Source organism: Bradyrhizobium dasycarpum (assembly GCF_042019905.1).
Classification (GTDB): domain Bacteria; phylum Pseudomonadota; class Alphaproteobacteria; order Rhizobiales; family Xanthobacteraceae; genus Bradyrhizobium; species Bradyrhizobium japonicum_B.
The window spans coordinates 773,854-799,513 of the sequence record NZ_CP169574.1; the positions used below are offsets into that span (position 1 = coordinate 773,854).

23 protein-coding genes, 1 tRNA gene and 3 pseudogenes are annotated in these 25,660 nt (G+C 66.7%); 5 read left to right on the forward strand and 22 right to left on the reverse strand.

The features are described from left to right. Positions 1-59 precede the first annotated feature (59 nt). Together ACETMP_RS03985 and ACETMP_RS03990 are read right to left on the reverse strand one after the other, a co-directional pair. Positions 60-1,580 (reverse strand): ATP-binding protein, encoded by a 1,521-nt coding sequence (locus tag ACETMP_RS03985; RefSeq protein ID WP_375159969.1) that lies wholly within the window; start codon positions 1,578-1,580, stop codon positions 60-62. A 105-nt stretch (positions 1,581-1,685) separates the two neighbouring features. Next, on the reverse strand, positions 1,686-2,537 hold the full coding sequence (locus ACETMP_RS03990; RefSeq protein WP_375159970.1) for a LysR substrate-binding domain-containing protein: 852 nt from the start codon (positions 2,535-2,537) through the stop codon (positions 1,686-1,688). 111 nt (positions 2,538-2,648) lie between these two features. Between ACETMP_RS03990 and ACETMP_RS03995 the strand changes: the two genes are divergently transcribed. Then, positions 2,649-3,071: a 4-oxalocrotonate tautomerase family protein gene (locus ACETMP_RS03995; protein ID WP_375159971.1), complete on the forward strand. Its 423-nt coding sequence runs from the start codon at positions 2,649-2,651 to the stop codon at positions 3,069-3,071. A 42-nt stretch (positions 3,072-3,113) separates the two neighbouring features. On the opposite strand, the gene ACETMP_RS04000 is transcribed toward ACETMP_RS03995, so the two are convergent. Together ACETMP_RS04000 and ACETMP_RS04005 are read right to left on the reverse strand one after the other, a co-directional pair. Further along, positions 3,114-3,827: a DNA helicase gene (locus tag ACETMP_RS04000; RefSeq protein WP_375159972.1), complete on the reverse strand. Its 714-nt coding sequence runs from the start codon at positions 3,825-3,827 to the stop codon at positions 3,114-3,116. A gap of 219 nt (positions 3,828-4,046) precedes the next feature. After that, on the reverse strand, positions 4,047-4,460 hold the full coding sequence (locus ACETMP_RS04005; RefSeq protein WP_375159973.1) for a tautomerase family protein: 414 nt from the start codon (positions 4,458-4,460) through the stop codon (positions 4,047-4,049). A gap of 97 nt (positions 4,461-4,557) precedes the next feature. Here ACETMP_RS04005 and ACETMP_RS04010 point away from each other — a divergent pair, with 97 nt between their 5' ends. Both ACETMP_RS04010 and ACETMP_RS04015 read left to right on the forward strand, forming a co-directional pair. Then, positions 4,558-4,809, forward strand: coding sequence for a LysR family transcriptional regulator (locus ACETMP_RS04010; protein WP_375161834.1), 252 nt, complete (start codon positions 4,558-4,560; stop codon positions 4,807-4,809). Then, positions 4,781-5,446 carry a substrate binding domain-containing protein gene (locus tag ACETMP_RS04015; protein ID WP_375161835.1) on the forward strand — a complete coding sequence of 222 codons (666 nt, stop codon included), beginning with the start codon at positions 4,781-4,783 and terminating at the stop codon, positions 5,444-5,446. The genes ACETMP_RS04010 and ACETMP_RS04015 overlap by 29 nt, the downstream gene beginning before the upstream one ends. Before the next feature lie 6 nt (positions 5,447-5,452). Here ACETMP_RS04015 and lipB read toward each other — a convergent pair whose 3' ends face one another. Next, on the reverse strand, positions 5,453-6,202 hold the full coding sequence (gene lipB, locus ACETMP_RS04020) for a lipoyl(octanoyl) transferase LipB (RefSeq protein ID WP_375159974.1): 750 nt from the start codon (positions 6,200-6,202) through the stop codon (positions 5,453-5,455). Between the two features lie 118 nt (positions 6,203-6,320). Between lipB and ACETMP_RS04025 the strand changes: the two genes are divergently transcribed. Beyond that, positions 6,321-6,563 (forward strand): FliM/FliN family flagellar motor switch protein, encoded by a 243-nt coding sequence (locus ACETMP_RS04025; protein ID WP_018647371.1) that lies wholly within the window; start codon positions 6,321-6,323, stop codon positions 6,561-6,563. Between the two features lie 181 nt (positions 6,564-6,744). Continuing rightward, positions 6,745-6,829 (forward strand) — tRNA-Leu (locus tag ACETMP_RS04030). 162 nt (positions 6,830-6,991) lie between these two features. Here the strand turns inward: ACETMP_RS04030 and ACETMP_RS04035 are convergent. From ACETMP_RS04035 to ACETMP_RS04115, 17 genes and pseudogenes are all read right to left on the reverse strand, one after another. Next, positions 6,992-7,618 carry an FMN-dependent NADH-azoreductase gene (locus tag ACETMP_RS04035; RefSeq protein WP_375159975.1) on the reverse strand — a complete coding sequence of 209 codons (627 nt, stop codon included), beginning with the start codon at positions 7,616-7,618 and terminating at the stop codon, positions 6,992-6,994. Positions 7,619-7,621: 3 nt separating this feature from the next. Further along, positions 7,622-9,196, reverse strand: coding sequence for an isochorismatase family protein (locus ACETMP_RS04040; RefSeq protein WP_375159976.1), 1,575 nt, complete (start codon positions 9,194-9,196; stop codon positions 7,622-7,624). A gap of 20 nt (positions 9,197-9,216) precedes the next feature. Continuing rightward, a complete protein-coding gene (locus ACETMP_RS04045) occupies positions 9,217-10,065 on the reverse strand; it encodes an N-acyl homoserine lactonase family protein (RefSeq protein WP_375159977.1) in 849 nt (282 codons plus the stop codon). A gap of 31 nt (positions 10,066-10,096) precedes the next feature. Next, a complete protein-coding gene (locus ACETMP_RS04050; protein ID WP_375159978.1) occupies positions 10,097-10,981 on the reverse strand; it encodes an amidohydrolase family protein in 885 nt (294 codons plus the stop codon). Further along, positions 10,978-12,099 (reverse strand): VWA domain-containing protein, encoded by a 1,122-nt coding sequence (locus tag ACETMP_RS04055; protein WP_375159979.1) that lies wholly within the window; start codon positions 12,097-12,099, stop codon positions 10,978-10,980. The genes ACETMP_RS04050 and ACETMP_RS04055 overlap by 4 nt, the downstream gene beginning before the upstream one ends. Further along, positions 12,096-12,977 carry an AAA family ATPase gene (locus ACETMP_RS04060; RefSeq protein WP_375159980.1) on the reverse strand — a complete coding sequence of 294 codons (882 nt, stop codon included), beginning with the start codon at positions 12,975-12,977 and terminating at the stop codon, positions 12,096-12,098. Before ACETMP_RS04060 ends, ACETMP_RS04055 begins: the two co-directional genes overlap by 4 nt. Positions 12,978-12,987: 10 nt before the next feature. After that, positions 12,988-14,010 carry a xanthine dehydrogenase family protein molybdopterin-binding subunit gene (locus ACETMP_RS04065; RefSeq protein ID WP_375159981.1) on the reverse strand — a complete coding sequence of 341 codons (1,023 nt, stop codon included), beginning with the start codon at positions 14,008-14,010 and terminating at the stop codon, positions 12,988-12,990. A gap of 1 nt (position 14,011) precedes the next feature. Further along, positions 14,012-15,605 (reverse strand): annotated as a pseudogene (locus ACETMP_RS04070) (xanthine dehydrogenase family protein molybdopterin-binding subunit). Between the two features lie 13 nt (positions 15,606-15,618). Further along, on the reverse strand, positions 15,619-16,095 hold the full coding sequence (locus ACETMP_RS04075) for a (2Fe-2S)-binding protein (protein WP_375159982.1): 477 nt from the start codon (positions 16,093-16,095) through the stop codon (positions 15,619-15,621). A gap of 6 nt (positions 16,096-16,101) precedes the next feature. Further along, positions 16,102-16,920, reverse strand: a complete 819-nt coding sequence (locus ACETMP_RS04080) for an FAD binding domain-containing protein (RefSeq protein WP_375159983.1) — start codon at positions 16,918-16,920, stop codon at positions 16,102-16,104. A gap of 2 nt (positions 16,921-16,922) precedes the next feature. Further along, positions 16,923-17,366, reverse strand: a complete 444-nt coding sequence (locus tag ACETMP_RS04085) for an SRPBCC family protein (protein WP_375159984.1) — start codon at positions 17,364-17,366, stop codon at positions 16,923-16,925. 10 nt (positions 17,367-17,376) lie between these two features. Beyond that, positions 17,377-17,805, reverse strand: a pseudogene (locus tag ACETMP_RS04090) (SRPBCC family protein); the annotation flags it as partial. A gap of 9 nt (positions 17,806-17,814) precedes the next feature. Further along, positions 17,815-20,721 (reverse strand): flotillin domain-containing protein, encoded by a 2,907-nt coding sequence (locus tag ACETMP_RS04095; protein ID WP_375159985.1) that lies wholly within the window; start codon positions 20,719-20,721, stop codon positions 17,815-17,817. 26 nt (positions 20,722-20,747) lie between these two features. Next, on the reverse strand, positions 20,748-21,581 hold the full coding sequence (locus ACETMP_RS04100) for a phosphoenolpyruvate hydrolase family protein (protein ID WP_375159986.1): 834 nt from the start codon (positions 21,579-21,581) through the stop codon (positions 20,748-20,750). 3 nt (positions 21,582-21,584) lie between these two features. Next, positions 21,585-23,803, reverse strand: a pseudogene (locus ACETMP_RS04105) (ABC transporter permease). Further along, positions 23,796-24,578 (reverse strand): ABC transporter ATP-binding protein, encoded by a 783-nt coding sequence (locus ACETMP_RS04110; protein ID WP_375159987.1) that lies wholly within the window; start codon positions 24,576-24,578, stop codon positions 23,796-23,798. The pseudogene ACETMP_RS04105 and the gene ACETMP_RS04110 overlap by 8 nt, the downstream one beginning before the upstream one ends. After that, positions 24,571-25,659, reverse strand: a complete 1,089-nt coding sequence (locus ACETMP_RS04115) for a branched-chain amino acid ABC transporter permease (protein WP_375159988.1) — start codon at positions 25,657-25,659, stop codon at positions 24,571-24,573. Before ACETMP_RS04115 ends, ACETMP_RS04110 begins: the two co-directional genes overlap by 8 nt. Position 25,660 lies beyond the last annotated feature (1 nt).

Here is a 25,660-nt window from a genome sequence, read left to right on the forward strand (position 1 = left end):
CGCGCAGACGGTGCGCTCCCTCGCCCCGTACTTGCGGGGAGAGGTGAGGAAGTGATCCCTCACCTCGGCAGCTTGGCGATGGCTTCGCTGAGCTCGTGGATCTCGTATGGCTTGCGCAGGATCGGGAAGTCGCCACGCACGCCGGCGGCGACCTCGCTGTAGCCGGTGGCGAGCAGGATCGGCAGGCCGGGGCGAATCTGGCGGAGATGATAGGCGAGGGTGAGGCCGTCCATCTTGCCGGGCATGACGATGTCCGAGAATACGAAGTCGACGCCGTTGGTCTCGATCTCGCGCAAGGCCGCCTCGGCGTCGGCGACGCGGCGCACCTGGTAGCCGAGCTGCTCCAGCAGGCCAATGCTGACGACTGCGACGTCCGGATTGTCCTCCACCAGCAACACTGTGCCGCTGCCGTGGAACGCCGGCTCCCCCTGCGTGTCCTGCGATGGCGCGTCTTCTCCGCGCGGCAAAAGCACGGTGAAGGTCGTGCCCTTGCCGAGTTCGCTTGCGACCTTCACGGTGCCGCCGGCCTGATGCGCGAAGCCGTGCACCTGGGACAGGCCGAGGCCCGTGCCCTTTCCGATCGGCTTGGTCGTGAAGAACGGCTCGAAGATCTTGTCGAGCACGTCGGAGGGGATGCCGAGCCCGGTGTCGGTGACGCCGATCGCGACGAAATCGCCGGCGAGGGACGCTTCGTCCAGCACGACGTTGTGCGCGCCGATGGTCACCGTGCCGCCGTCGGGCATGGCGTCGCGAGCATTGATGACGAGGTTGAGCAGCGCGGTCTCGAGTTCGGAGGCGTCGGTCTTGATCGGCCAGACGTCGCGGTCTATGTCGAATGCCAGCCGGACGGAGCTGCCGACGCCGGCATCGAGCACCTCGCGGATCGCGGCGATGCGTTCGGCGAAGTCGATCGCCTGCGGGTTAACGCTCTGCCGCCGCGCGAAGGTGAGCAATTGATTGGTCAGCGCCGCGCCGCGCCTGGTGGCGGTCTCGATCGCCGAGATCGCGCGCTGGAGCTTGGCCGCGTCGTCGGCCCCTCGCTTCAGCATATGGAGGCTGCCGCTGATGATCATCAGGAGGTTGTTGAAGTCGTGGGCGACCCCGCCGGTGAGTTGACCGAGCGCGTCGAACTTCTGGGACTCGGCGAGCTGCTTCTGCATCGCCTCGAGCTTGATCTGGGCATTGCGGCGTTCGGTGATGTCGCGCGTGATCTTGGCGAATCCGACCAGTTCGCCGTCCTCGTAGATCGGATCGATCACGACGCTGGCCCAGAAGAACGTGCCGTCCTTGCGGACGCGCCAGCCTTCCTCCTCATAGCGGCCCTTTTCCCTGGCGATACCGAGCGCACGGGCCGGCTTGCCGTTGGCGCGGTCGGTCTCGGTGTAGAAGCGGGAGAAGTGCTGGCCGAGGATCTCCCCGGGCGAATAGCCCTTGATGCGCTCGCCGCCGATGTTCCAGCTGGTGATGATCCCCTTGGGATCGAGCATATAGAGGGCGTAGTCCGCAACTCCCTCAACCAACAGCCGGAAACTGCGTTCGCTCTCGAACAAGTCTCTCTGTTGACTGAACTTTTCGACCATTCCCAAACCCCGCCTCGACGGGGACAAACGCCGCAGGCGGCGGATGGTTCCCGCCGGGTGTGACATTTTTAGGCAGGTCTTCCGTACCGGAGCGCCAGAGCGCCCTCAGGCCCTCACGCTCCGGAACGTCGTCGCCACCGTCCGCAGCGCGGCAAGCTTGGCGGGATCGCTGACCTTCGAATGCAGCATCACTTTGGAGCTGCCGAGCTTCGGCAGCTTGTGCACCGGGCCGATGTCGACCAGGCCGGCAGGCGCGATCCGTCGCGCCAGCGGTGCGATGGCAAGGCCGGCGAGCGTCGCAGCGACCACCGCCGTGACACCGCCGCCGACGAAGCGTTCACGCCAGGCGAGACCGGCCTTGTCGAGCGCGCGCACGGCGATGGCGCGGACGCCGCAGGGCGGGGCGAGTGTCGCGAGCGGCAGCGGCTCGCCTTTCGGCAGGGTGAAGCGTCGTGCGGCGAACCAGCCGAACTCGTCCTCGGTCAGCTTCTCGCCGCCGCGGCGGCTGCCTTCCTGGCGCACGATCACCGCATCGAGCTCGCCTGCGTCGTAAGCATCCTGCATCTCGCGCGAGAAGCCGATGGTGACGGCGAGGGTGAGATTTGCCGACATTGCGTGCAGCCGTTCGAGCAGCGGCACCAGCTCCGGCCCTGCCGCATGATCGGAGATGCCGAGCGAGAGCGATTGCGTGGCCGGTGCCTGATCCGACAGCGCGCGGTCATGCGCCGCGATCAGCACACGGGCACGTTCGAGGAAGCTGGCGCCGTCGGCGGTGAGCCGGACCGCGCGCGGCGAGCGCTCGACGAGACGTCTTCCCAGCAGCGTCTCCAGCCGCTGCAGCTTCAGGCTGACCGCCGCCTGTGTCGTGCCGAGCGCTTCGGCGGTACGCGTGAAGCTCCGGAGGTCGGCGACCAGCAGGAAGGCCTGCACGGTGGCGATGTCGAGCGTCGGTGTCATTATGGAGTATTATCATTGATATCAACAGAGATAAGATATCAAAATGATGAGCGGAGGTCTAGCTTCTCGCCAACGCCGCCTGACCGGCGCAGCATCTCGAGGAGAGCCACAATGCCCCTGATCACCGTGTCCTACAGCAACTCCCGCCAGTCGCCGTCCCTGAAGGCCGACATCGCCAACGCCGTGTCCGAGCTCACCGCCGAGATCCTGCACAAGGATCCCAAGGTCACCGCCATCATCGTCAAGCCGGTGGATGCCGATGACTGGTTCGCCGGCGGCAAGTCGCTGGCCGAGCAGAAGCTTGCAAGCTACTGGCTCGACATCCACGTCACGGAAGGGACCAACACCAAGGATGAGAAGGCGGCCTATCTCGCCGCGATGTTCAAGCGCATGGCCGAGATCCTGGGGCCGCTGCATCCCGAGACCTATCTGCATGTCGACGAGGTCAGGGGCGACGCCTACGGCTTTGGCGGCCTCACTCAAGAGCGGCGCTACATCGCCGGCAAGCTGGGGGTGGCGCTGAGGGCAGCATAAGGCGGAGGCCGCGGGCGATGTATTTCACCCGCGGTCTTGTCGTCAGCTCGCGGCGCGGAACTGAACTTCGGAATTGTTCAGGAAGCACGTCTTGTCGAACAGCTTCAGGTCCAGCGGATTCGGCAGCCTGATATCGCCGAGATCGGGGCAGGGCTTGACCGAGGGGTCATAGGATCGGTCGATCTGCGAGATGAAGACAACGATCAGGCCCTGACCGCGTGCCAACGATTTCAGCGCGCGCACCTGAACGTTGAGGTCGGGATTTTCGCGTCTCTGGTCGAGCAGTTGCAGATAGTCGATCACCACGAAGGTGCCGCGGGGCGCCGCGGCCATTTGCTTCACGACGTAGTCGGCGCTGATAGTGTCGGAGCAATCGACCTCGAACAGCTTGTCGAATTGCGCGGGCTCCACGCCGATCGCACGCAAGCGATCCAAAACATCCTTCTCGGTATATTCGAGCGAGAAGAACGCGGCGCGCTGGCCGGACCGCATGGCCTCCACCGCAAGTTCGAGGCTCAGCAGCGTCTTGCCCTGACCGGGCCGCGCGCCGACCAGCACCAGATCGCCCGGCCGGACCTGCGGGAACAGCCTGCTAGCGGGCGTCAGCGCGGCGGCTTTCGCTGCGATCAGGCTCCAGGCGGAAAACCCTTCCGTCCTGGCAATGCGGTCCAGCGCGTCGTGCAGCGGAATGCCTTCCTCCCGGGACAGGCGCCTGGCTCGTCGCTTCAGATGATAGATCGGCGCAGAGAGTCTCATCGTCAAAACCTCCCATTGCGAGCAGAAAGCGCAATCCCTCCTTATGCCTGGCGCCCGAACAGTCGGTCCGATGATCACATCGCCCGGCATGAGGTCTGCTTTCCCGGCGGAGGGGGAGGCGTGGGCGGCACCGGAATCGAGCATAGCTGACTCGTCGCGCGAGGAGAACGTGCGCGGTTCGCGCCAACAGAAATGCGCGCGTGGATTCCGCTGCATGGGTCACACGATGTCGGACCTCGTGCCCAGCGGTTCGTGCTGGTCGCCGAAGGCGAGGCCGCGACCAAGCGACCAGTCCACCGGCGCGTTCTCGGTGAGCACGATCATGATGTCGTCGCCGGAGAAACCGGCTCTCACGGCGCGCTCCGCGATCGACCGGAACAGACGCTTCTTCTGATCGATCGTCCGTCCCTCGAGAAAAAGGACCTCGACGATCGATGCCTCCGCCGTGCGCGTGACATTGGGGAATGTCGGGTCGATGACCATCAAGTCGGGCGCGTAACGGCTAACGAGCTGAAACCGATCTTTGGGCGGCACGCCGCAGGTCTCGACTAGGCCCTCATGGACGGCATCGGCGAGCGCGTGGACCCGCTCAATCGGAAGCTGGGTGGGAACGGAAATGCGGGCGAGGGGCATAGCTTGGGCTCCGTGGTTGGACGGATGACCCTTATTCGTGCTGTAGATGGAGATAAATTGCGATATTGAGAAGCTGTCATTCCTAGAAGTCACGAATATGGCCTCGCATCCCATCCCCGACCTTAGCGCCTTTGTCCGTACGATCGATCTGGGAAGCTTCGCCGCCGTGGGCGCCGAGGCTGGCCTGACCGCTTCTGGCGTTTCCCGCATCGTGAGCCGGCTGGAGCGCCGCCTCGGGGTGGCGCTTTCTGCACCGGACGACCCGGCGGCTCGTCCTGACGCAGGAAGGGGAAACGTTTCTTGCCCACGCGCGAAGCATTCTGGCGGCAGTCGAGGCCGCCGAGGCTGACGTTGCGTCCGTCCATGGACGACCGCGCGGGCCGATCCGCGTCAACAGCAGCACCGCGTTCGCTCGACGGCGACTTGCGCCGCGGCTGCCTCAGTTCATGGAGCAATATCCGGAAATCCGGATTGATCTGAGCGTCAGTGACCATCGCATCGATCCGTTCAGCGAGCAGGTCGACGTGACGATCCGGGTCGGCCCACTCATCGACAGCGACTTGATCGCGGTGCGCCTCGGCGAGATCAGGCGCATCATCGTCGGCAGCCCGCGCTATCTCGAACGCCATGGCGTGCCCGAGCAGCCCGCCGATCTGATGCGGCACAATTGCCTCCAACTCAGCGGCACCTCGCGGCTGGCGCAATGGCCAATGTTCGAGGACGGCAAACCGGTGGCGATTCCCGTCAACGGGACGGTCCGATCCGACAGCGCCGAACTGCTTCTCGACCTCGCACTGGCAGGTGCGGGTCTCATTCGCCTCGGTGACTTCCTGGGCGAAGAAGCCTTGAAGCAGGGCAGGCTGGTGCCTTTGCTGTCGCACTGCCATGACGCCGATCCGCAGCCGATCACGGCGCTGATCCTGCCCGGGCGGCAAGCTATTCCCAGGGTCCGCGCTTTCATTGACTTTCTAAGGACGAACTGCTGACGGGATTCAGATCGCCGCTTCCGGCAGCAGCGCGCGGGTCGGTCCGAACAGCTGTTCGAACGCCTGGCGTAGCGCGATGTCGACGTCGGCTATGGTCACGAGCTGGCCGAGATCGACCAGCGAGGTGACGCCGTAGCGGGGATCGACGACGCCGCACGGGACGATGCCGGCGAAATGCGAGAGCTCCGGCTCGACATTGATCGCGATGCCGTGGAACGAGACCCAGCGCTTCAACCGCACGCCGATCGCCGCGATCTTGTCCTCGTGGTCCGCGCCCTTGTCGGGCCGCTTGACCCAGACGCCGACCCGGTCCTCGCGCCGCTCACCGCGGACGTTGAAGGCGGCGAGCGTGCGCAGGATCAGCTCCTCCAGGCTCGCGACATAGGCCCGGACGTCCGGCCGGCGCCGCTTGAGGTCGAGCATGACGTAGGCCACCCGCTGGCCGGGCCCGTGATAGGTGAGCTGGCCGCCGCGTCCGGTGGCGAAGACCGGGAAGCGGGGATCGCGCAGGTCGGTATCCTTGCCCGAGGTGCCGGAGGTGTAGAGCGGAGGGTGCTCGAGCAGCCAGACCAGCTCCGCGGCTTCGCCCGCCGCGATGGCCGCAACCCGGGCTTCCATCGCGGCCACCGCTTCCGGATAAGGCACCGGCGCGTCCGAGATTCGCCACTCGACCGGCTCGCCGCCGGCAGCGGAAAACGGCGTCAGATCGAGCCCTTCACGCTGGTTTTGACGGGGGTTTTGCGGCGAATTAACCATTGGCTAACCATAACGTGGTGATCATCTCGGGGGCAAATGCCAAGTCCAAGTCCAAGTCCAAGTCCCTTGGTCGGTCCCACATTCCAAGTCCCAGTCCCAAGTTGCGGCGGTCCTGACAGTGCCCACCCTCGATAAAGTCACCGTGGATCTCATGGTCGTGCTCGGGACGACCACGATGCCGATCCATCAGGTATTACGTCTTTCCCGCGGCGCCATTATCGAGCTGGACGCAACCGAGGCCGACGAGGTCAAGGTCTTGGCCAACAACCTGCCGGTCGCCTCCGGCGTCGTGCTGGTGGACCGCAACCGAATCGCGGTCGAGGTCAAGCAGATGCTGCCGCGCTCACCGGGTACGCGGTAGCGACCCGGGCACGCGGTAGCGGCCTGGGCACCGGGGATAGGGCGGATTTGGCGCGGGGCCCGAACTTTCCTGCAAAGCTTGTGGAATTCAGGGCCTTTGCAGGCTTGTACCCCCTGATGGATTTGTTAGATCGGCGCCGTTGATCCGGCCGGCCTTCAAGCCTCAAGCCGGCATCCCCAAAGCGCTCGTGGCGGAACTGGTAGACGCGCTGCCTTGAGGTGGCAGTGAGTAAAATCGTGGGGGTTCGAGTCCCTCCGAGCGCACCAGACGCGTAACTCATTCAAATACCAAGATTATTTTAAGTCGTCCGAGGACGGCCCTTTTGCCGGCGCAACCCGCCGAGAGTCCTGGCGTCGCCGTCCAGAAATGAAGGCTGGCAGCTTGTCCTCAGCGCGTTCCGCTACGGCCACCGGATACGTACGAGCTGATCAGAACCGCGTAGCGATCTGCCCCAGTTGCCGATATGCCGCCTCGCGCGCAACGCGGATTGGCTCGGTCGGTCCCGTCGTCGGTCCGATCGGCACGAAGCGCACGTCGCTGACGCCGATGAAGCGAAGCGCCTCGCGCAAATAGGGCGTTGCCATGTCGATGCGGCCGCGGTTCATGCCGGTGGCAAAATCGCCGCCGGAGGCGAGGATGACGATGGTTGGCCGGTCCTTGAGCAGCGGAAGATAGCCCTGCGCTGGATCGAACCGGAACGTCAGGCCGGGCTGGATGACGATGTCGAACCATTGCTTCAGCTTGTAGGGAATGCCGAAATTCCACATCGGCGTCGAGATCAGCACGCGATCTGCCAGCGAGAAGCGCAACGCGATCCGCTCCGCCTCGGCAAAGCTGTGGCGCTGCGCGTCGTCGAACGCCTGCGCCTTCATTCGCGCATACTTGGCTTCGACGATGGGACCGATGAATTCCGGCAGCCGCTCGCGCCAGAGATCCATCACGTCGATGTCCCAGTCCGGCCGCGTTTGGCGAAACCCGTCAAGGAAGACGCGCGCGCCGGCGCTCGACTCGGAGTCGGGGCGGGGCGAGCAGGACAGATGCAGGAGCTTCGCCACGTTTCATCCCAACGCCCGGATGACGGCGTCCGCCCGGGTGACGATCGCGACGTTCTGCATGGCGAAGTTGATCGAGGCGTTGTGCCAGTCGGCATTCATGGTGGAGCAGCAATCCTCCGGGACGATCATGAAGTAGCCTTTGTCGGCGCCGGTGCGGGCGGTGTGCTCGACCGACATGTTGGTCCAGGCGCCGGTGTTGATGATCATGTCGCGCCCGGTCGCCTTCAGGATCGTCTCCAGCCGCGTGCCCTCCCAGGCGCTCATCCGCATCTTCTCGACGACGAAATCGCCGGGCCTCGGCTCGAGACCCGAAACCGGCGCCGCGCCCCAGCTGCCGCGCACCATCGCCTTGCTGTCGACCAAGCCTTCGAACAAGGGGGCGTTCAGCGTCACCCCGGGCGCGCCTGGCTCGACGACGAACCAGACGTGGATGATGACGATTCCGTGGGCCCGCGCGGCCTCGGCAAGACGGCGAACGTTCTCGACGACGTGCTGCTGCCGCGCATGCTCCGGCGCTCCGGAATCGGCAAACGCGCCGCCGGCCATGATGACGTCATTCTGGAGATCCTGGATGATCATGGCACAGCGCTGCGGATCGAGATGCATCTCGCCATCGGCAAGGATGGGGGCAGCAGGTACGGAGCCGGCAGCCGCGGGGCCGCTGCCAGGTCTGGCGTTCATATAGGGCTCATGGCGTGGGCCGACCTTGGTCGGGATGGCGTAGACCGAATGCGTCGAGGTCAGATACAGCGTGCGGAAATCCGGGCCGCCCCAGGCGAGGTTGGCGACGAGCTCGGGAAGGCGGATCTTGCCGAGCAATTCGCCGCGCGGTGAATAGACCCAGACGCCGCCCGGCGCGGTGACCCAGACATTGCCGTGCTGGTCGCACTTCATGCCGTCGGGCAGTCCGGGTTCGAGCTCGGAGCGGATGCCGCTGGCGAACACGCGCGCATTGGACAGCGAGCCGTCGCCGGCGACCTCGAACACGCGGATCAGCGCCTGGACGGTGTCGTTGACATAGAGCAGCTTCTCGTCCGGCGCGAAGCACAATCCGTTCGGCTGGTCGAACAATGTGCGGTCCACCACGAGCTTCGGCTCGCCGCCGGGCACGACGCGATAGACGCCCGGGAAGCCGAGTTGCCGCGGTCGTTCGACGCCATAGACCGGCATGCGGCCGTACCAGGGGTCCGAGAAATAGATCGCGCCCGAGGAGTGCACGCAGACGTCGTTCGGGCTGTTCAGTTCCTGACCCTGGAAGTGCGAGGCGAGCACCTCGCGCCGGCCGTCCGGCCGCTCGCGGACCAGCTGCGAGGTCGCGTGCTCGCAGACGATCAGGTTCAGCTCGGCGTCATAGGTCATGCCGTTGCATTTGTTCGACGGGCGCTTGACCTCGGCGACGCCGCGCCGCGGGTCCCAGCGCCGCCGCACGTCGCCAGGCATGTCCGAGAACAGCAGATAGTGATCGATCGGGTGCCAGACAGGCCCCTCCGTGAAGTCGAAGCCGGTGCCGACCTGCGCGACCGGCGCGTAGGGATCGATCAGGGTCTCGAACTCGCTTCGCAAGGTGACGTGGGTCATCGCTCGATCCTCAAGTCACGTCACGCCGGAAACCAGTTGCGCGCCGGCAGCGATTGCACGACCGGTCCGGGGACCTGGTCGTGCAGGCGCCCGATCACATTGCCGCCTTCGATCTTGGCCGGACGGTCGTGCACGGGCAGCAGATAGCGCGAATTGCTGAGCAGCTTCTTGATCGAGGCCTTCTCCGCGCGCTTGCTGGTGCCGTGGTTGCCGGTGGTGCGCGGCTCCCAGTCGTGGATCTCGTTGAAGGGCGTGACGATCTGGTCGTTGAAGTCGTAGATCACATCGCCGCAGATGGTCGCGATGCCGTCGGCGGTCTCGACGATGACGTTCATCGATCCCTCGGTATGCGCATTGGCGGCGTCGCAATAGACGCCGGGCATCAGCTCGATCGGGCCGGTGATCTCGAGGTCGAGGAAACGCAGCGCGCTCTTGGTATGCAGGCGGTCGATCAGGTGCTTGATATCGGGCGCCGGGTATTGCGGATGCATCAGGCCGGAGACGGAATATTCCAGCTCCTTGCGATTGAGGACCACCGTCGTGTTCATCGGAAACAGATCATCCTTGCCGGCATGGTCGATGTGCAGATGCGTGTGGCAGACGAAACGGACGTCACCCATGCGCACGCCGTGGCGCGCCAGCTGGTTCTCGATCATGTTCTCGTGGTATTGAAGGCCGCGCATGCCCAGCGTCTCCATGATCTGGTTGGAGCGGTAGCCGGTGTCGACCACGACCGGATATTTCCCCCCGAGGATCAGGAAGCCGAGGGTGAGGACGCGGCGGGTGCGGCCGCAGTCGCGGCCGAGAACCAGAAAGCTCGATTCCAGTTCGATATCGCCATAGTCCAGGATCTTGATCTCCAGCGCCATTCGTTGCTCTCCCTGTCCTGTCCCTTGCCTGTCAAAGCCGGTAGACGCGCATTGCCGTCGTCTTGAAGATCGCGTCCTTCTGCTCGGTGCTCAGCGGCGCAGCCGCTGCGCGAAACGCATCGACGAGCTCGCGATAGCTGGTCCACAATTTCTCGATCGGAAAATTGGAGCCGAACAGGCAGCGTTCGGCGCCGAAGACCGCGACCGTGTCGGTGACGACGTCGGCAACATGCGCGGGGTCGTTGCGATGGATGAAGGTGCCGAGCCCCGACAGCTTGGCGACCACGTTCGGACAGGCTGCCAGCCGCGCGATGCCGGCGCGCCAGGCTGCGCGGCCGGCGGGCGAGAGATCCTCGAGCATGCCGGCATGCTGGAGGATGAAGGTGACGTCGGGGCAGGCTTCTGCGAGCGCAGCGGCCTGCGGCATTTGCGGCGTGAACACCTGCAGATCGAAGCTCCAGCCATAGTCGGCAAGGTGCGCAATGTTGCGCTGGATCATCGGATCGGCGCAGAGCTCGGCGCGGGCTGCAAAGCGGTAGAGCGGGTTCTCGTGCCAGTGCAGCTGCATGCGCACGCCGCGCACCAGGGGATAGCGCTTCAGGCGATCGAGCTGAGGTCGCACGTCGTCCACGGCAAAATTGGCGTAGGCGACAATGGCATGGGGCCAGCCATGCGCGTCGGCGGTTTGCTGGACCCAGGCGGCTTCGTCCTCGAAACGGTCGTTGGCCCAGTTGGTCTGGACGTAGACCGAGCGGGTGACGCCGGTGCCTTTGAGGTCGTCGAGATATTCCTGGATCGGATAATCGCGCCGGATCGGCTCGTAGGGTCCGAAGATGCGGGGCTGCATCGGCCCGACCAGCCAGGGCAGGTCGGCCTGCCGCCAGATGTGGTGATGCCCGTCGATCATATCGGTCACGCCGCTCTCCTTCGTCCCAGCGCCAGAATGTGCGCGACGATCGACGCGCTCGAGCCGCCGTCGACGAGGTCGTCGACGAAGCGCTCGATGGCCATGAGCGCCTCGGTCTGGGGGCGGAAGGCGGGGCCTGTCGCCAGCGGCGTCAGCCAGCTCACCCGCCAAGCCCGCCGTGACAGCTTTGCGACCGCATCGCGCAGCGCGTCGGGCTCGCCACGCTCCAATCCGTCCGAGATGATCACGACAGCGGCGCCGCGGGCATAGCCGCCGAAGCGGGGCACGGCGAGGAAGGCCTGGAGCGCGTCGCCGATGCGGGTGCCGCCGTCCCAGTCGCTGACCAGATGCGCGGCCGCGTTCAGTGCCTGCTCGCGGCGCTTCAGCCGCAGCGGACGGGTGACCCGGGTCAGCCGCGTGCCGAAGGTGAACACCTCGACATTGGGCGCAACCTGCACCAGCGCATGCGCGAGCTTCATGTTCTCCTCGGTGCGGCTCTTCATCGAGCCGGAGACGTCGATCAGCAGCAGCATCTTGCGCGGGCGCTGACGCCGCTTCATGTGGCCGAGCCGCAGGATCTCGCCGTCGCTGCGAACGCTGTCGCGCAAGGTGCGGCGGAGGTCGGCGAACGGGCCGCGGCGGGTCCGCATGCGACGGTGACCGCGGCGCCGCGGCAGGCGTCGTGGAGCCTCGCGCGTCAGGCGGCGCAGGGCGTCGGTCGTGGAGAGTTGCGCGAAGCGGCGCTCGACCAGCGCCTCGGTCCGTGCGGCAGTGAGGCCGGATTCATTGGCGTCATCGGACAGCAATGGTTCCTCGTCGCCGCGACCTTCTTCCTGGAGCCGGACGGTCTCGTCGTCCTCGCCGTCGTCGGCGCGCTCGATCGCCTCGCTGCCTCGGAAGTGCAGATCGAACAGCCGGTCGAAAGTGGCGCGGCGCTCGGGCGGCGGGGCGAGGGTGGCGAGCGCCGCCTGCCTGATATCCTCGAGGTCCCGCGGGCCGAGCAGCTCGATCGCGGTGAGGAACGCGGTGGTCTGCTCCGGCGCGACCGCAAAGCTGTTGGCGCGCAGCAGCGCAACGAAGGAGACGAAGACGCGGGCGGCGCGCGGAAGCCGGGGCTCGGTGTTCATGCGGTCGCCTCCGCGAGCATGGCGTCGAGCCGGGGCGCGATGAAGTGCAGATCCTCCTCGTCCTTCAGCGCGACGCCGATCGACCGCTTGAAGGCATCCGGCCAGCGCGCGCCGCCCTTGTTGAGGAGCGTCGCGGCTTCGGCCCAGTCGACGGCCTCGGCGATGCCGGGCGCCTTGCTCAGGGGCTCGCGCCGCAATCTTTCCACGGCGGCGACGACGGCGCGGGCCGTGGACTCGGCGACGCTGGAGGCGCGCATCATGATGATCCGCGCCTCGCGCTCCGCGGTCGGATAGTCGATCCAGTGATAGACGCAGCGGCGCCGCAGGGCTTCGTGAAGATCGCGCGTCCGGTTCGAGGTCAGCACGACGACCGGCCGCTCGGCGGCGCGTACGGTGCCGCGCTCGGGAATCGAGATCTGGAAGTCCGAGAGGAACTCGAGCAGGAACGCCTCGAACTCCTGGTCGGCGCGGTCGATTTCGTCGATCAGGAGCACGGTTGAATCGGGTGCGCGAAGCGCGGCCAGCATGGGACGTTCGATCAGGAAGGCCTCGCCATAGATATCGATGCTCTCGTCCCCGGCCTGGCGGATCGCCAGCATCTGGCGCGGATAGTTCCACTCATAGAGCGCGGCGGAGGCGTCGATGCCCTCGTAGCATTGCAGGCGGATGAGGCGGCGGCCGAGCACGGCAGCGATCGCTTTTGCGGCTTCGGTCTTGCCGACGCCCGGCGCGCCCTCGAGCAGCAGCGGCTTGCCGAGTGCGAGGCCGAGATAGGCAGCTGTCGCCAGCCCCTCGTCGGCGAGGTAATAGGCCGCGCGCAGCGCCTTCTCCAGCGCCTCCGGGCTGTCGATACCGACGATGTTGCTGCGGACCGCCACGGCCGATCCCCTAACGCCGCGCCTGCGGCCGCGCGCCACCCTGGGCCTTGATCGCGCGCAGCACCTTTTCGGGCGTGATCGGCAGGTCGTCGATGCGGACGCCGACGGCGTTGAAGATCGCATTCGCGACGGCCGGCAGCACCGGATTGGCACACATCTCACCAGGTCCCTTGGCCCCGAAGGGACCATCGGGCGCCGGACGCTCCAGCACCGCGATATCGTGCGGGCAGATGTCGCCGGGGCCGGGCATCAGATATTCGACGAAGTCGCGGGGCCCATGAACGGGATCGGGATAATACGGCTCCGGGGTCTCGTAGAGCGCGTGGCTGACGCCCATCCAGGCGCCGCCGACCAGCTGCTGTTCGACCAAGCGCGGGTTGAGCGCGCGGCCGAGCTCATAGGCGGAATCCATCCGCACCATCGCGACGTCGCCTGTCTCGTCATCGACCTCGACTTCCGCGACCAGACAGGCATGGGCGTAGCAGGTCGCCGGCGACATCTCGCCGGTCTCCGGATCGACATCGGAGAGCGGGACCAGGAAGATGCCGCGGCCGGAGATGGTCTTGCCCTGCTTGAACTGCGCGGCAATCGCGACGTCCTTGGTCGAGATCGAGCGGTGCGGCGCGCCCTTGACGTGGATGTTGCCGCGGCCGTCGGTGTCGAGATCGGCGGCGTTGACCTCCAGCTCCTCGGCCGCCGCTTCCATCATCACCCCGCGCGCTTCGCGGGCGGCGGCCATCACCGCGTTGCCGACGCGGTGGGTGCCGCGGGAGGCGAACGAGCCCATGCAGTGCGGGCCGGTGTCGGAGTCCGCCGTGTCGACATAGACGTCCTCGACGGGAACGCCGAGCGTTTCCGCGCAGATCTGCCGCGTCACCGACTTCATGCCCTGACCGAGGTCGATCGACGACAAAGCCACGGTGAACTTGCCGCTGGGATTGGAGTGGACCAGGGCCTGGCTCGGATCGCCGCCGAGGTTCATGCCGATGGGATAGTTGATCGACGCCATGCCGCGTCCGCGATGCCGGGTCATGTCAGCGTCTCCTGGTCCCGAACACGGATGAGAACCGCGTCGCGCCGTGCGATGGCGCGGCCGAGCGCGGCGGGGGAGGGGGCGGCGCCGGCGGCGGCGGGTCGCGCGGCGGCTCCCGTGTCGCGGTCACCGGCGCGCGGTCATAGCTGGTGCGCTGCTGCGCCGGCGCCGGCCTCGCGCGCGAAGAATCCGTCGGCGTCGGCGGGATCGCGGCGCGGCTGCCGCCGCCGTCCTTGCGCGAAGAGGCGCGCTTGAACTCGTCGCGGATCGGCCATTTGGCCTTCTCGGCGGCGACCTGGACGCATTCGATGAGCGCCGTGTTCTTCGCTTCACGCCGGTGTGCCTTCATGTCGCCGTCGCGATAGGCGTTCAGAATGCGGAACTCCATCGGGTCCATGCCGACGAGATTTGCCAGCTTGTCCATCTGGCACTCGATGGCAAAATCCATCGCGGTGACGCCGAAGCCGCGCATCGCGGTCGCCGGCGTGCGATTGGTGAAGACGCAATAGACGTCGCCGTAGACGTTGGGGATGGTGTAGGGGCCCGGCAGATGCGCGGCGCATTTGACGGCGGCATAGCTGGACAGCCTGGTATAGGCGCCGCTGTCGAAATAGGCCCGGATCTTGCGCGCGACGATGCGGCCGTCGCGCATGACGCCGTCCTTGATGTAGATGCGCTCGGCGCCGCGTGGCGGGCCGTACTGCATCTCCTCCTCGCGCCCGAACACGTAGCGCACCGGTCGCCCGGTCAGCATTGCGCCGAGAATGGCGAGCGGCTCGGTCAAGGTATCCACCTTGCCGCCAAAGCCGCCGCCGACGGTGCCGCCGATGAAGTGGAAGGTGTTGGAGGGCACGTCCAGGATCTTGGCGCAGGTGTCGACCGAGAAGAACAGCGCCTGGGTCGAGGTGTAGACGACGTAGCGGCCGTTGGTGTCGGGCGCGGCAATGGCGCCATTCGTCTCGGTCGGCGCGTGCTCGATCGGCGACATCTGGTAACGCTGTTCGAGCACGTGCTCGGCGCTCGCAAGCGCCGCGTCGGCATCGCCGAAACGCAGGCGCTGGTGGTCATAGACGTCGTGATAGATGAAGGCGTTCTTCGGATAGGTCTCGTTGACCACGGGGGCGCCGGGCTTCAGCGCGTCCTCGACGTCGAACACGGCCGGCAGCGGCTCGTAATCGACCTTGACCTTGGCGATGGCCTCGAACGCCTCGCGCTCGCTGTCGGCGACGATGGCGAGGATCGGCTCGCCCTTGTAGCGGACCTTGTCGACCGCGAGCGACGGCTCGTCGTCCTTGCCGAAGTTGATGAGGCTGGAGAAGCGTGTTGAGGTTGACCGGAACGTCGGCGCCACGAATGATCCGGCGGACGCCGGCCGAGCGTTCCGCGTCCGTGGTATCGATGCGGCGCAGCCGTGCATGGGCCTGGGTCGAGCGCAGGACCTTCAGGTGCAACATGCCTTGCAGTTGATGGTCATTGAAATAGCTCGACGTGCCCGTGACGTGGCCGAGCATGTCCTGGCGCTGGGTGCCCTTGCCGATTTCCTTGAGGTTGTCGTCGCGCTCGTCGGCGAAGATGTCCTTGCGTAATTCCAGCATGGCGCGGCGTCCTTCAGGCGCTGACCCGGCCGCCTGCGGCGGCGAGAATGGCATTGATGATCGGCTCATAGCCGGTGCAGCGGCAGATGTTGCCGGAGATGGCCTCGATGACCTCGTCGCGGCTTGGCGATGGATTGCGGTCGAGCAGGGCTTTTGCGGCCATCAGCATGCCGGGCGTGCAATAGCCGCACTGGGCGGCAAAATGGTCGGCAAACGCACTTTGGAGCGGATGCAGGTTCGGGCCCTGCTTCATGCCGTCGAGCGTTTCGATCGAGCGGCCGGCGACCGTCTCGGCGAGCGTCAGGCAGGACAGGTGCAGCTCGCCGTCAACCAGCACGCTGCACGCGCCGCAGCCGCCCTGGCCGCAGCCGAACTTCGGCGTCATGTCGCCGATCAGCTCGCGCAGCGCGACCAGCAGATTGGTGCCGCCGTCGACGAAGATCGCGACGTCGCGGCCGTTGTGGCGAAATTGCAGGGGGATCTTTGTCATGGCGATCTATTCCTGGCCTGACAGCAGGCGGCGCAGATGCACGCCGACGATCTCGCGGCGATACCAGGCGCTGCCGAGCGCGTTGTCGGATGGCGACGTTCCCTCGGTCGCCGCGGATGCGGCCGCCGCGATGGTGGCGGCATCCAGCGAGCGGCCCTCCAGCGCCCGCTCGGCGGCACGGGCGCGGATTTGCGTCGGCGCCATCGATCCCAGCGCGATGCGAGCGCCTGCGATCCGGCCGCCGCTGATCGGCAGATGCGCGGCCAGCGTGATGACCGAGCCGCCCTTCGGTTTGATCCGGGCGATCTTGCGATAGCGGAACGCCTCGGTGCCGGCCGGACGGGTGCAGGACACCGACAGCACGAGCGTGCCGGCCTGGCGGTCGCGCGCCTGCAAGAACTCCTCGATCGGAATGTCGCGCGCGCCAAAGCCGCCTTGCACGGCCACGGTGGCATCGAGCGCCAGCATCGCGACGGTGAAATCGCCATAGGGAGTTGGCGCAAAGAGGTTGCCGCCGACGGTTCCCATGTTGCGCACGGCTGGACCGCCGATCGAGCGGGCAGGAGCATGCAGGAAGGCGAGGTCGCGTTCCGCAAGAATGCGGGCGAAGGTAACGCCGGCACCCAACGTGATGCGCGGACCCGATGCGTCGATCCGGGTGAGGGCCTGATCCTGCGCGCGGACGACGGTCGAGATCGACACGTCCCCTTCGTTCAACGCGCGCATCATCAGCGTGCCGCCACCGAGATAGCGCGCGCTGCGATCCGACGACAGCGCGCCGGCCGCCTCGCTGGCGCTTGTAAAGGTCTTGACCGTCACGGCCATGATTATGCGGCCTCCCTCAGGTGTCGGCGGATCGCATCGAATCCGGCCTGATAGATGTCTTCGGCGACCATATGGGTGATGCGGTCCTTGTCCTCGGGCTTGGTGGTGAAGCGCGACTCCCAATGCCAGAAAGTGCGGTCACCGTCGGTGACCGGCAGCAGGCGGACATGGGCGACGTAGTTGAACATCGGGATCGGGGTATCGAGCAGGCAATAGCTGAAGCTCTGTTCGAGGTCGGACAGCGCCAGCAATTGTTCGCGCAGCTCGGAGCCGTCCTTGAGCTTGAACCGCCTGATACAACCGATCTTGTCGGAGGACTGTGCGCGCTCGATGGAGGAGGTCGCGACCGCCGGATGCCAGCGATCGTGCCCGTTGAAATCGCGCAGCATGGCCCACGCCGCATCGGTCGGCGCATCCAGGATCGTGCTCTTGACGATATGCGGCACGGTCAGCCTCGAACACGCGCTTCAGCGCGTCGAACCCACCCTGGAACACGCCGCCGCCGATATTGCCGACGAGCTCGGTCTCGCGCTCCGGCGCGCAGTCGAACTCGGCGGTCCATTCTGCAAAGGTCTGGTCGCCGTCGGTGACGGGGGTCAGCCGCAGCGTGGCAACGTAATTCTCGACGCCCATCGGAGATTCCAGGATCGAATAGGTACAGAACATGTCGTAGTCGGAGAGGCCCAAGAGCTTCTCGCGGATGCGGTCGCCGTTGCGCAGGCGGAAATCTCTGACGCAACCGATCTTGTCCGAGGGCTCCCCGCCTTCGATGCGGCTTTCGGCGATGGCCGGATGCCAGTTCGGCAAGCCGTTGAAGTCGCGCACCCGCGCCCAGACGCGGTCGTTGCGGGCGTTGATGACGGTGGAGACATAGACGCGGGCCATGGCGCGATCTCAGCTCTTCTTCCGCGGTCCGCGCTCGGTCGGCGGTTCGCTGCCTTCGGCCGCAGGCGGGGAGGCGGCCGGCTTGTCGCCGCCACCGCCGCCCTTGCGCGCGGAATCCTTGATGCCCTGCATGTCGCGCGCCTCGCGGATCAGGCCCGGCATCTTCGCGAGGCTGCCGCCCTCGACGCCGATGTCGGCCAGCATCGAGTCGATCAGCGGCGCCTGGACCCGGTAGCGCAGTGCGGAATCGATGACCTCGTCGGTGGCGCTGCGGCCGCCATTGCCGTTTCCGTGGCCGTTGCCGTTGAGGCCGTCGACCTGGAGGATGCGGATGCCCTCGATCTTCTCCATCGGCTTGACGCTTTCGCGGACGATGCCCTCGATCCGGTCGAGCAGCTTTCTGCGGAACAGGGAATAGCGCGCCTGGTCGGTGAGCACGTTCTCGGCCTCGTTGAGCATCCGCTGCGCCTCGGCTTCGACGGCCGCGCGCACGCGCTCGGCCTCCGCGGCGATGCGGGTCTCCTCGGCCTGCTTCTCGGCGAGCAGCACCTCGACGGTCTTGCGGCGCTTTGCAATTTCGCTCTCGCGAGCGGTAATGACGCGCTCGGTCGCCTCCGTCGCCCGCATCCGCGCCTCCTCGGCCATGGCCTTGGCTGCGGATTCCTCCAGCGACTTCTGGTGAATGGCGATCGCCTTCTCCATCAGGACCGTCTCGACCTCCTTTTCGCGATTGACCTCGAGCTTGCGCAGCTCGCGCTCGCGGCCGACGCGAGCCTCGTCGAGGCCACGGTCGGAGGCGATGCGGGCGCGCTCGACCTCTTCGCGGGAGGCGATCTCGGCCTCCTGCAGCGACTGGACGCGGGCGACCTCGAGCTGCTCGATGGCGCGGCGACGCTCGAGCCGCGCGGCTTCCAGCGCCTGCTCGCGCGAGACGTCCGTGGTCTCGACCTCCTTGCGCGCAACGATCTCGGCCTGCCGGACCTGGCGATCGGCATCGATCCGTTCCGACTTCTTCGCGGAGAGCGCGATGACGCGGTCTTCGTCGGCAATCTCGATCGCCTTCTTCTGCTCGATGTTGAGCACCTCGCGCTTCTTGGACGAGTTGATGCGCTCGGCCTCGAGCGCGAGATCGACCGTAATGCGTTGGCGCTCGATGGCATCGCGCCGCTTCAGTTCGGCGGCCTCCAGCACGCCGGTGCGCTCGATTTCCAGCGAGCGCGTATCGCGCTCGGCCTGGATGCGTTCGGCCGCGACCGCCTTCTCCTGGGCGATGCGCGCCGCCTCGATCGCCTCGCGGGAGGCGATGTCGGCTTCCTCGACGGCCCGGTTGCGGGCGATCTCAAGCGAACGCACGCGCTCCTCCTGGGCGATGCGCGAGGCCTCGGTGGTCTCGCGCGCGGCGATGCCTGCGACTTCGAGGGCCTGGTTGCGCTCGATCTCCAGCTGCCGGGTATTCTGCTCGGCGGCGATGCGCTCGGCGGCAAGCGTCCGCTCCCGGGCGATGCGGGCGGCTTCGACGGCGCGCTGCGCCTCGATCTCGGCCTCCTGGATGGTGCGCACCTGGTGGATCTCCAGCGCGCGGGTCCGCTCGTCGGAGGAGATACGCTCGACGTTGACGATCAGGGTCTGGGCGATGCGTGCCTTTTCGGTGGCTTCGCGGGCGGCGATCTCGGCCTCGTCGACGGCACGGCTGCGCTCGATCTCGCGGCGCCTTGTCTCCTCCTCGTTGGCGATGCGGGCGTCGGTGACGACGCGGTCCTGCTGGATGCGGGCCTTCTCGATCGCCTCGCGCGCGGCGATCTCGGCCTCCTCCACGGTGCGCATCCGCTCGATCTCGCGCTGGCGGACTTCACGTTCCGACGCAATCCGCGTCGTATCGATCGAGCGCTGGTTGGCAATCCGGGTCTTCTCGATCTCCTCGCGCGCCAGCAGCTCCTTCTCCTCGATGGTGCGGGTGCGCTCGATCTCCTTCTGGCGGGTCTCGCGCTCGGAGGCGATGCGGGCCTCCGCGATCGCCTGCTCATTGGCGATCCGCGCGCGCTCGATCGCCTCGCGTGCCGAGATGTGGGCCTGCTCGGCCTCGGTCTCGCGCAGCGCGCGCTCGCGGGCAACTTCCGTGCGCTGGAGCGCGCGGCGCATTTCGATGTCGCGTTCCTGCTCGAGCCGGGCGGTCTCGCTCTCGCGCTCGATGTCGAGCGCCTGACGCTCGGCCTCCAGGTTACGGGTGCGGATCTTGATCATCGAGTCCTGCTCGATGTCGTTACGCAGCTTGCGCCGGGCCTCGATGTCCTCCATCAGGCGGGTCAAGCCTTCGGCGTCGAACCGGTTCGAGGGGTTGAAGAACTCGAGGTCGGTCTGGTCGAGATCGGTGATGGCGACCGATTCCAGCTCGAGACCGTTCTGCGCGAGGGCCTGTGCCGCATTGGTCTTGACCCGCTCGACATAGTCGCCGCGCCGCTCATGCATCTCCTCCAGGGTCATTTCCGAAGCGACGGAGCGGATCGCGGAAATGAACTTGCCGGCCAGCAGCGCGTGCAGCTGCTCCGGCTCCATGGTGCGGCGGCCAAGCGTCGCGGCCGCGATCGAGACGGCTTCACGGGTCGCCTGGACGCGGACGTAGAAGTCGGCCTCGATGTCGACCCGCATGCGATCGCGGGTGATCACCGCATCCTGCTTGGAACGCACGATGCCCATCGGCAGCACGTTCATGTTGACGGAGGTGTAGTCGTGGATGAAGGGCAGCACGAAGGCGCCGCCGTTGATTACCACGCGCTCGCCGAGGAAGCCGGTTCGGACGAACGAGACCTCCTTGGAGGAGCGGTGGTAGAGCCAGTTGACGATGTAGACGCCGACCACGATGACGACGACTGCGACGATCAGCCAGAGGATAAGCTCGCCGACCAGGATCCCTGACATGTTTCTCTCCCTCGATCGTTCCGGCGTTACTGCGCGCCGATCGCCTTGAATTTGCGTACCTGCTCCGTCAGAGCCCGCTCGACCGGCAGCCGCTCCATCGAAGAGGCGCCGTAGAAGCCGTGGCAGTAGCGGGTGTTCTTCATGATGAAATCGGCATCGGCGGGATCCGCGATCGGGCCGCCGTGAGCGAGCACCAGGATATCGGGATTGACGCTGAGCGCGGCGGAGGCCCAGACGTCGATGCGCGCCGGGCAGTCCTTCAGCTTTGCTGCGGTCTGCGCGCCGATCGTGCCGCCGGTCGTGAGCCCGAGATGGCAGACGATGATATCGGCGCCGGCGATCGCCATCGCGGCGGCTTCCTTCTCGCTGAAGACGTACGGCGTCGTCAGGAGGTCCTTCTCGCGCGCCTTGGCGATCATGTCGATCTCCAGCGCGTAGGACATGCCGGTTTCTTCGAGGTTGGCGCGGAACACGCCGTCGATCAGACCCACCGTCGGAAAATTCTGCACGCCGGCAAAGCCGAGCGTCTTCAACTGGTCGAGAAAGACGTCCATGTCGCGGAACGGGTCGGTGCCGTTGACGCCGGCGAGCACCGGCGTCTTGCTGACCACGGGCAGAACTTCGCCAGCCATCTCCAGTACGATGGCGTTGGCGTCGCCGTAAGCCATCAGCCCCGCCAGCGAGCCGCGACCGGCCATGCGATAGCGGCCGGAATTGTAGATGACGATGAGGTCGACGCCGCCAGCCTCCTCGCATTTGGCGGACAGGCCGGTGCCGGCCCCGCCGCCGACGATCGGCTCGCCGCGCCTCGCCATCTCGCGGAATCGTTTCAGGAGTGCAGCGCGCTCAAACCGGGCCATCGGTCACCTCGCTAGTCTCCGCCGCGCGCCCGGTGCGGCCGAACAGGGTTCGGAATGCACTGACGATGGCGGCGGCGAAATCGGGATCGTTGATGTTCTTGGGAATGCGGATGAGCTGGCGGCTGCCGGTCTGTCGCACGTCGCGCTCCAGCGCGCGGAACAGGGCGGCATCGGCGTCCGGATCCCAGAACGGCTGGCCGCGCGCATCGAGTGCGGAGACGCCGCCCTCGGGCAGGAAGAAGCGCACGGGGCCATCCATCTGGTTCAGCCGCTCGGCGATCCAGCGGCCCATCCGTTCATTCTCTTCGACAGTCGTCCGCATCAGCGTCACTTGCGGATTGTGGACGTGGAACTTGCGGCCGCGGTAGCGTTCAGGGAATTGTGTCGGGCGCGCCGAAATTGACCATGTCGAGCGCGCCGACCGAGCCGACATAGGGCAGGCGGGTGCGGATGATCGCGCCGAAGCGATCCTCGGTGGCGGGAAACACGCCGCCCATCAGCAAGTCGCAGATCTCGGTTGTCGTGATATCGATGACGCCGGCGAGCTGGCCGGATTCGACCAGCTTTTCCATCGAGCGGCCGCCGACGCCGGTGGCGTGGAAGACGAGGCATTCGAAGTCCTCGCCCAAATCTGCAGCGATCTTCTGGACCGCCGGCGTCGTCACGCCGAACATGGTGATGCCGACCGCAGGCAGTGCTGGGTTGACGGCGCGCTGCCTCGTCTCGTGCTGATCGAGGCGCGCCTTGACCATGCCCGCGATCGCGTTGGCGCCGTTCGACAGCACGGCGCGGGAGATCGAGTTCAGTCCCTGAATGTCGGTGACCGAGTGCATCATGGTGATGTCGGCGGGGCCGACATAGGGCCCGATATCGCCGGAGGCGACGGATGAGATGATCAGCTTGGGCACGCCGACCGGCAGGGTGCGCATGCCCGGGGCAACCAGCGAGGCCGCGCCCGAGCCGCCGGCTGAGATCACGCCGGCGACGTTGCCCTGGCGCCGCAGCCAGTTGGCGAACGCGTCCGCCATCGCCGTCACGGCCGCGCCGCGGTCGGCGCCGAACACGGCAGCGCCGCCGCGGCCGTGGTTCAGTGCGATCTCCTGCGCGGAGACATCGCAGCTGGCGTGCTTGCCGCTGGTGGAGACGTCGACCAGGCGCGTGCGCAGGCCGCGCTCGGCAATGATGTCGCGGATGAAGCGGAGTTCCGTCCCCTTGGTGTCGAGCGTGCCGACGACCAGCACGACCGGCGGCCCTGACGACTGCGACGTCGCTGGCTCGCGTCTGCGCCGCGCCGTCTCGTCGAGGCGCGATACCTGGGTCGAGAGCGTGCGTGCCGCCGCTTCGATCCGTGCGATCGGCGCGGGTTGGGACCAGCGTGTCGGCGGTGTCGGGTTGGAGATGTAGATCCGGATCGGGCCGCTCGGTCGGGCGGCCTGCGGCGCCGGCTTCGCGTCCGGGCCTGTCGCCGGCACGTCGAGATCCGGCGTAAGCTCGGCATGCAAGCCGACGCCGAGCAGACGCTGCTGCAACTCGCGGTCGGCGGCGAGCCGCGCCGAGTCGATGATGCGGTTGATGCGGCCGTTGACCATGATGGCGACATTGCGCGAGATCGCGGTCGCCACGCCGATATTCTGCTCGATCACGAGCACGGACATGTCGCCGTCCTCGCCCAACCGCAGCAGCATCTCCTCGACTTGGGCGACGATGACCGGCGCGAGGCCTTCGGTCGGTTCGTCCATGACGAGGAGTTGCGGGTTGGTCAGCAGCGCGCGCGCGATCGCGAGCATCTGCTGCTCGCCGCCGGAGAGCTGGCTGCCGCCATGGTCCTTGCGCTCGGCGAGGCGCGGAAAAGTGTCGTAGATGCGCTCGACAGTCCAGGCGCCCGACCGCATCCCGCCGGCAAGCTGGAGATGCTCGTCCACGCTGAGCGAGCGCCAGAGCCGGCGGCCCTGCGGCACATAGCCGACGCCGAGGCGCGCGATGTGAGCGGGCGGCCGCCGCGTGATGTCCTCGCCGCGGACCCGGATCGAGCCGCCGCTGACCGGCACCAGACCCATAATGGCCTTGCACAGCGTGGTCTTGCCCATGCCGTTGCGGCCGACGACGGAGAACACGCCGCTCTCCAGCGAAAGATCGACGCCCTGGAGCGCGTGCGAATGGCCGTAATAGACATCGAGCCCGCGGACCTCGAGCGCAGCGGACGTGCGGCGGGCCTCATTCATGGCCGCCTCCGAGATATAGCTCCTGCACTTCAGGATCGGACTGAATCTCTTCCGGCGGGCCTTCCTTGAAGATGCGGCCGTTGTGCATCATCGTCACGCTCTCGACGACGCGCAGCGCCACGTCCATGTCGTGCTCGATGATGATGTAGCCGATATGGGCCGGCAGCGAGGTCAGGATCTCGATCAGCTCGGCGCGCTCGGTCGGCGACAGGCCTGCGGCCGGCTCGTCGAACAGCACGAAGCGCGGGGCGCCGGCGAGCGCCAGCGCGATCTCGAGCTGGCGCTGCTGCCCGTGCGCGAGCTCGGCGACGCGCTGGTCCTTGACCCCAGTCAGATGCACGGCCTGCACCAGACCGTCGGCGGCGTGCATCAAGGCGTCGTTCTGGCCGGGGCACAGGAACGAGAACCGTCCGCGCGAGACGCCGCGGCAGGCGAGGTAGACGTTGTCCTGCACGGTGAGGCCGGGAAACAGCGCGGAGATCTGATAGGTGCGCCGCAGCCCCCGGCGGATGCGCTCATAAGGCGGGAAATGCGTGACGTCTTCGCCGAAGAAGCGGATCGTGCCTGATGTCGGCGGGAAGTCGCCGGTGATGCAGTTGAACAGCGTGGTCTTGCCGGCGCCGTTGGAGCCGAGCACCGCGCGGCGTTCGCCTGGACGCACGGTGATGGTGACGTCGGTCAAGGCCGCCAGCGCGCCGAATAGCCGCGTCACGCCGCGCAGTTCCAGCGCGGCGCCGGCGCCGACGGCGGAGAGGCGCTGGGCGACGCTATCCATGGCCGCGCCCTCCGCCCTGGCGGTTGGTCTCGCGTAGCCGGCTCTGGCGCCAGCGCTGCCAGAGACCGATGACGCCGTCCGACGACCAGAACACGATGGCAAGAAAGCCGAGGCCGATCAGCAGGCGGAAGCGGTTGCCGTCGAGCCCGATCTTGACCAGGAAGTCGAGCGCGAAGGTGCGCAGGAGCACGAAGACCAGCGCGCCGATATAGGGACCGACCGGGCGGGTGATGCCGCCGACGACGGCGATGATGAGGATGTCGATGCAGGCGCCGACGCTGACCGAGCCGGGCGAGATCTGGCGGTAGTTCCAGACCTGGAGCACACCGGCAAGGCCCGCGATGAAGGACGCCACCGCATAGGCCGCGACGCGGTGGGCATTGACGTTGAAGCCCAGCGCCGACATGCGGCGCGGATTGTCGCGCACGCCCTGGAGGGCGAGGCCGAATGGCGCGCGAGAGATGTAGTCGACCGCGAAATAGCAGAGCCCGGCTGTCGCGAGCACGACATAGTAGAAGGGAATGTCCGCCCGCCAGTCGACACCCCAGAAACGCGGAGTCGAGACGTTGTTGATGCCGGTGTGGCCGTTGAAGATCGCCCAGTTCTGGTTGGTGAAGTAGTAGAACGCGGCGCCGATCGCCAGCGTGATCATGATGGTGTAGATGCCCTCGGTGCGCACCGCCAGCGCGCCGCCGAGCGTGCCGAAGACGACTGCCAGCGTCAGCGCCATCGGCACCGCCAGCCACCACGGCCAGCCGAGGCTGATATTGGCATTGCCGCTGACGCCGAACACCGCGACCATGTAAGCGCAAAAGCCCGCGATGGTGAGCTGCATCAGGCTGACCATGCCGCCATATCCGGCCAGGAACATCAGGCTGAGCGCGACGGTGCCGAGGATCAAGGTGGTGGCAAAGATCTCGATCAGGAAGAAGCTGTTGGCGATCAGCGGCATGATCAGCAGGATGGCCGCCACGATCCAGGCCGCGGGATTATTGATGTCGGGCCAGGTGCGCGCAGCCGGCCGTACCGCCGTCGACGCGGGCCGGTGAACCTGAACGCGGGCGTCATGAGTGACGGACATC

Bases quoted from the DNA above. Each gene is read 5' to 3' on its own strand.
- ACETMP_RS04075 (WP_375159982.1), bottom strand. From the start codon at position 16,095: ATGACAAAGATCCCCCTGCAATTTCGCCACAACGGCCGCGACGTCGCG.
- ACETMP_RS04080 (WP_375159983.1), bottom strand. From the start codon at position 16,920: ATGGCCGTGACGGTCAAGACCTTTACAAGCGCCAGCGAGGCGGCCGGC.
- lipB (WP_375159974.1), bottom strand. From the start codon at position 6,202: ATGGTTAATTCGCCGCAAAACCCCCGTCAAAACCAGCGTGAAGGGCTC.
- ACETMP_RS04010 (WP_375161834.1), top strand. From the start codon at position 4,558: ATGGCCTCGCATCCCATCCCCGACCTTAGCGCCTTTGTCCGTACGATC.
- ACETMP_RS03985 (WP_375159969.1), bottom strand. From the start codon at position 1,580: ATGGTCGAAAAGTTCAGTCAACAGAGAGACTTGTTCGAGAGCGAACGC.
- ACETMP_RS04095 (WP_375159985.1), bottom strand. From the start codon at position 20,721: ATGTCAGGGATCCTGGTCGGCGAGCTTATCCTCTGGCTGATCGTCGCA.
- ACETMP_RS04045 (WP_375159977.1), bottom strand. From the start codon at position 10,065: ATGGCGCTGGAGATCAAGATCCTGGACTATGGCGATATCGAACTGGAA.
- ACETMP_RS04040 (WP_375159976.1), bottom strand. From the start codon at position 9,196: ATGACCCACGTCACCTTGCGAAGCGAGTTCGAGACCCTGATCGATCCC.
- ACETMP_RS04005 (WP_375159973.1), bottom strand. From the start codon at position 4,460: ATGCCCCTCGCCCGCATTTCCGTTCCCACCCAGCTTCCGATTGAGCGG.
- ACETMP_RS04055 (WP_375159979.1), bottom strand. From the start codon at position 12,099: ATGAACACCGAGCCCCGGCTTCCGCGCGCCGCCCGCGTCTTCGTCTCC.
- ACETMP_RS04110 (WP_375159987.1), bottom strand. From the start codon at position 24,578: ATGGATAGCGTCGCCCAGCGCCTCTCCGCCGTCGGCGCCGGCGCCGCG.
- ACETMP_RS04100 (WP_375159986.1), bottom strand. From the start codon at position 21,581: ATGGCCCGGTTTGAGCGCGCTGCACTCCTGAAACGATTCCGCGAGATG.
- ACETMP_RS04000 (WP_375159972.1), bottom strand. From the start codon at position 3,827: ATGAGACTCTCTGCGCCGATCTATCATCTGAAGCGACGAGCCAGGCGC.
- ACETMP_RS04115 (WP_375159988.1), bottom strand. From the start codon at position 25,659: ATGTCCGTCACTCATGACGCCCGCGTTCAGGTTCACCGGCCCGCGTCG.
- ACETMP_RS04065 (WP_375159981.1), bottom strand. From the start codon at position 14,010: ATGACCCGGCATCGCGGACGCGGCATGGCGTCGATCAACTATCCCATC.
- ACETMP_RS03995 (WP_375159971.1), top strand. From the start codon at position 2,649: ATGCCCCTGATCACCGTGTCCTACAGCAACTCCCGCCAGTCGCCGTCC.
- ACETMP_RS03990 (WP_375159970.1), bottom strand. From the start codon at position 2,537: ATGACACCGACGCTCGACATCGCCACCGTGCAGGCCTTCCTGCTGGTC.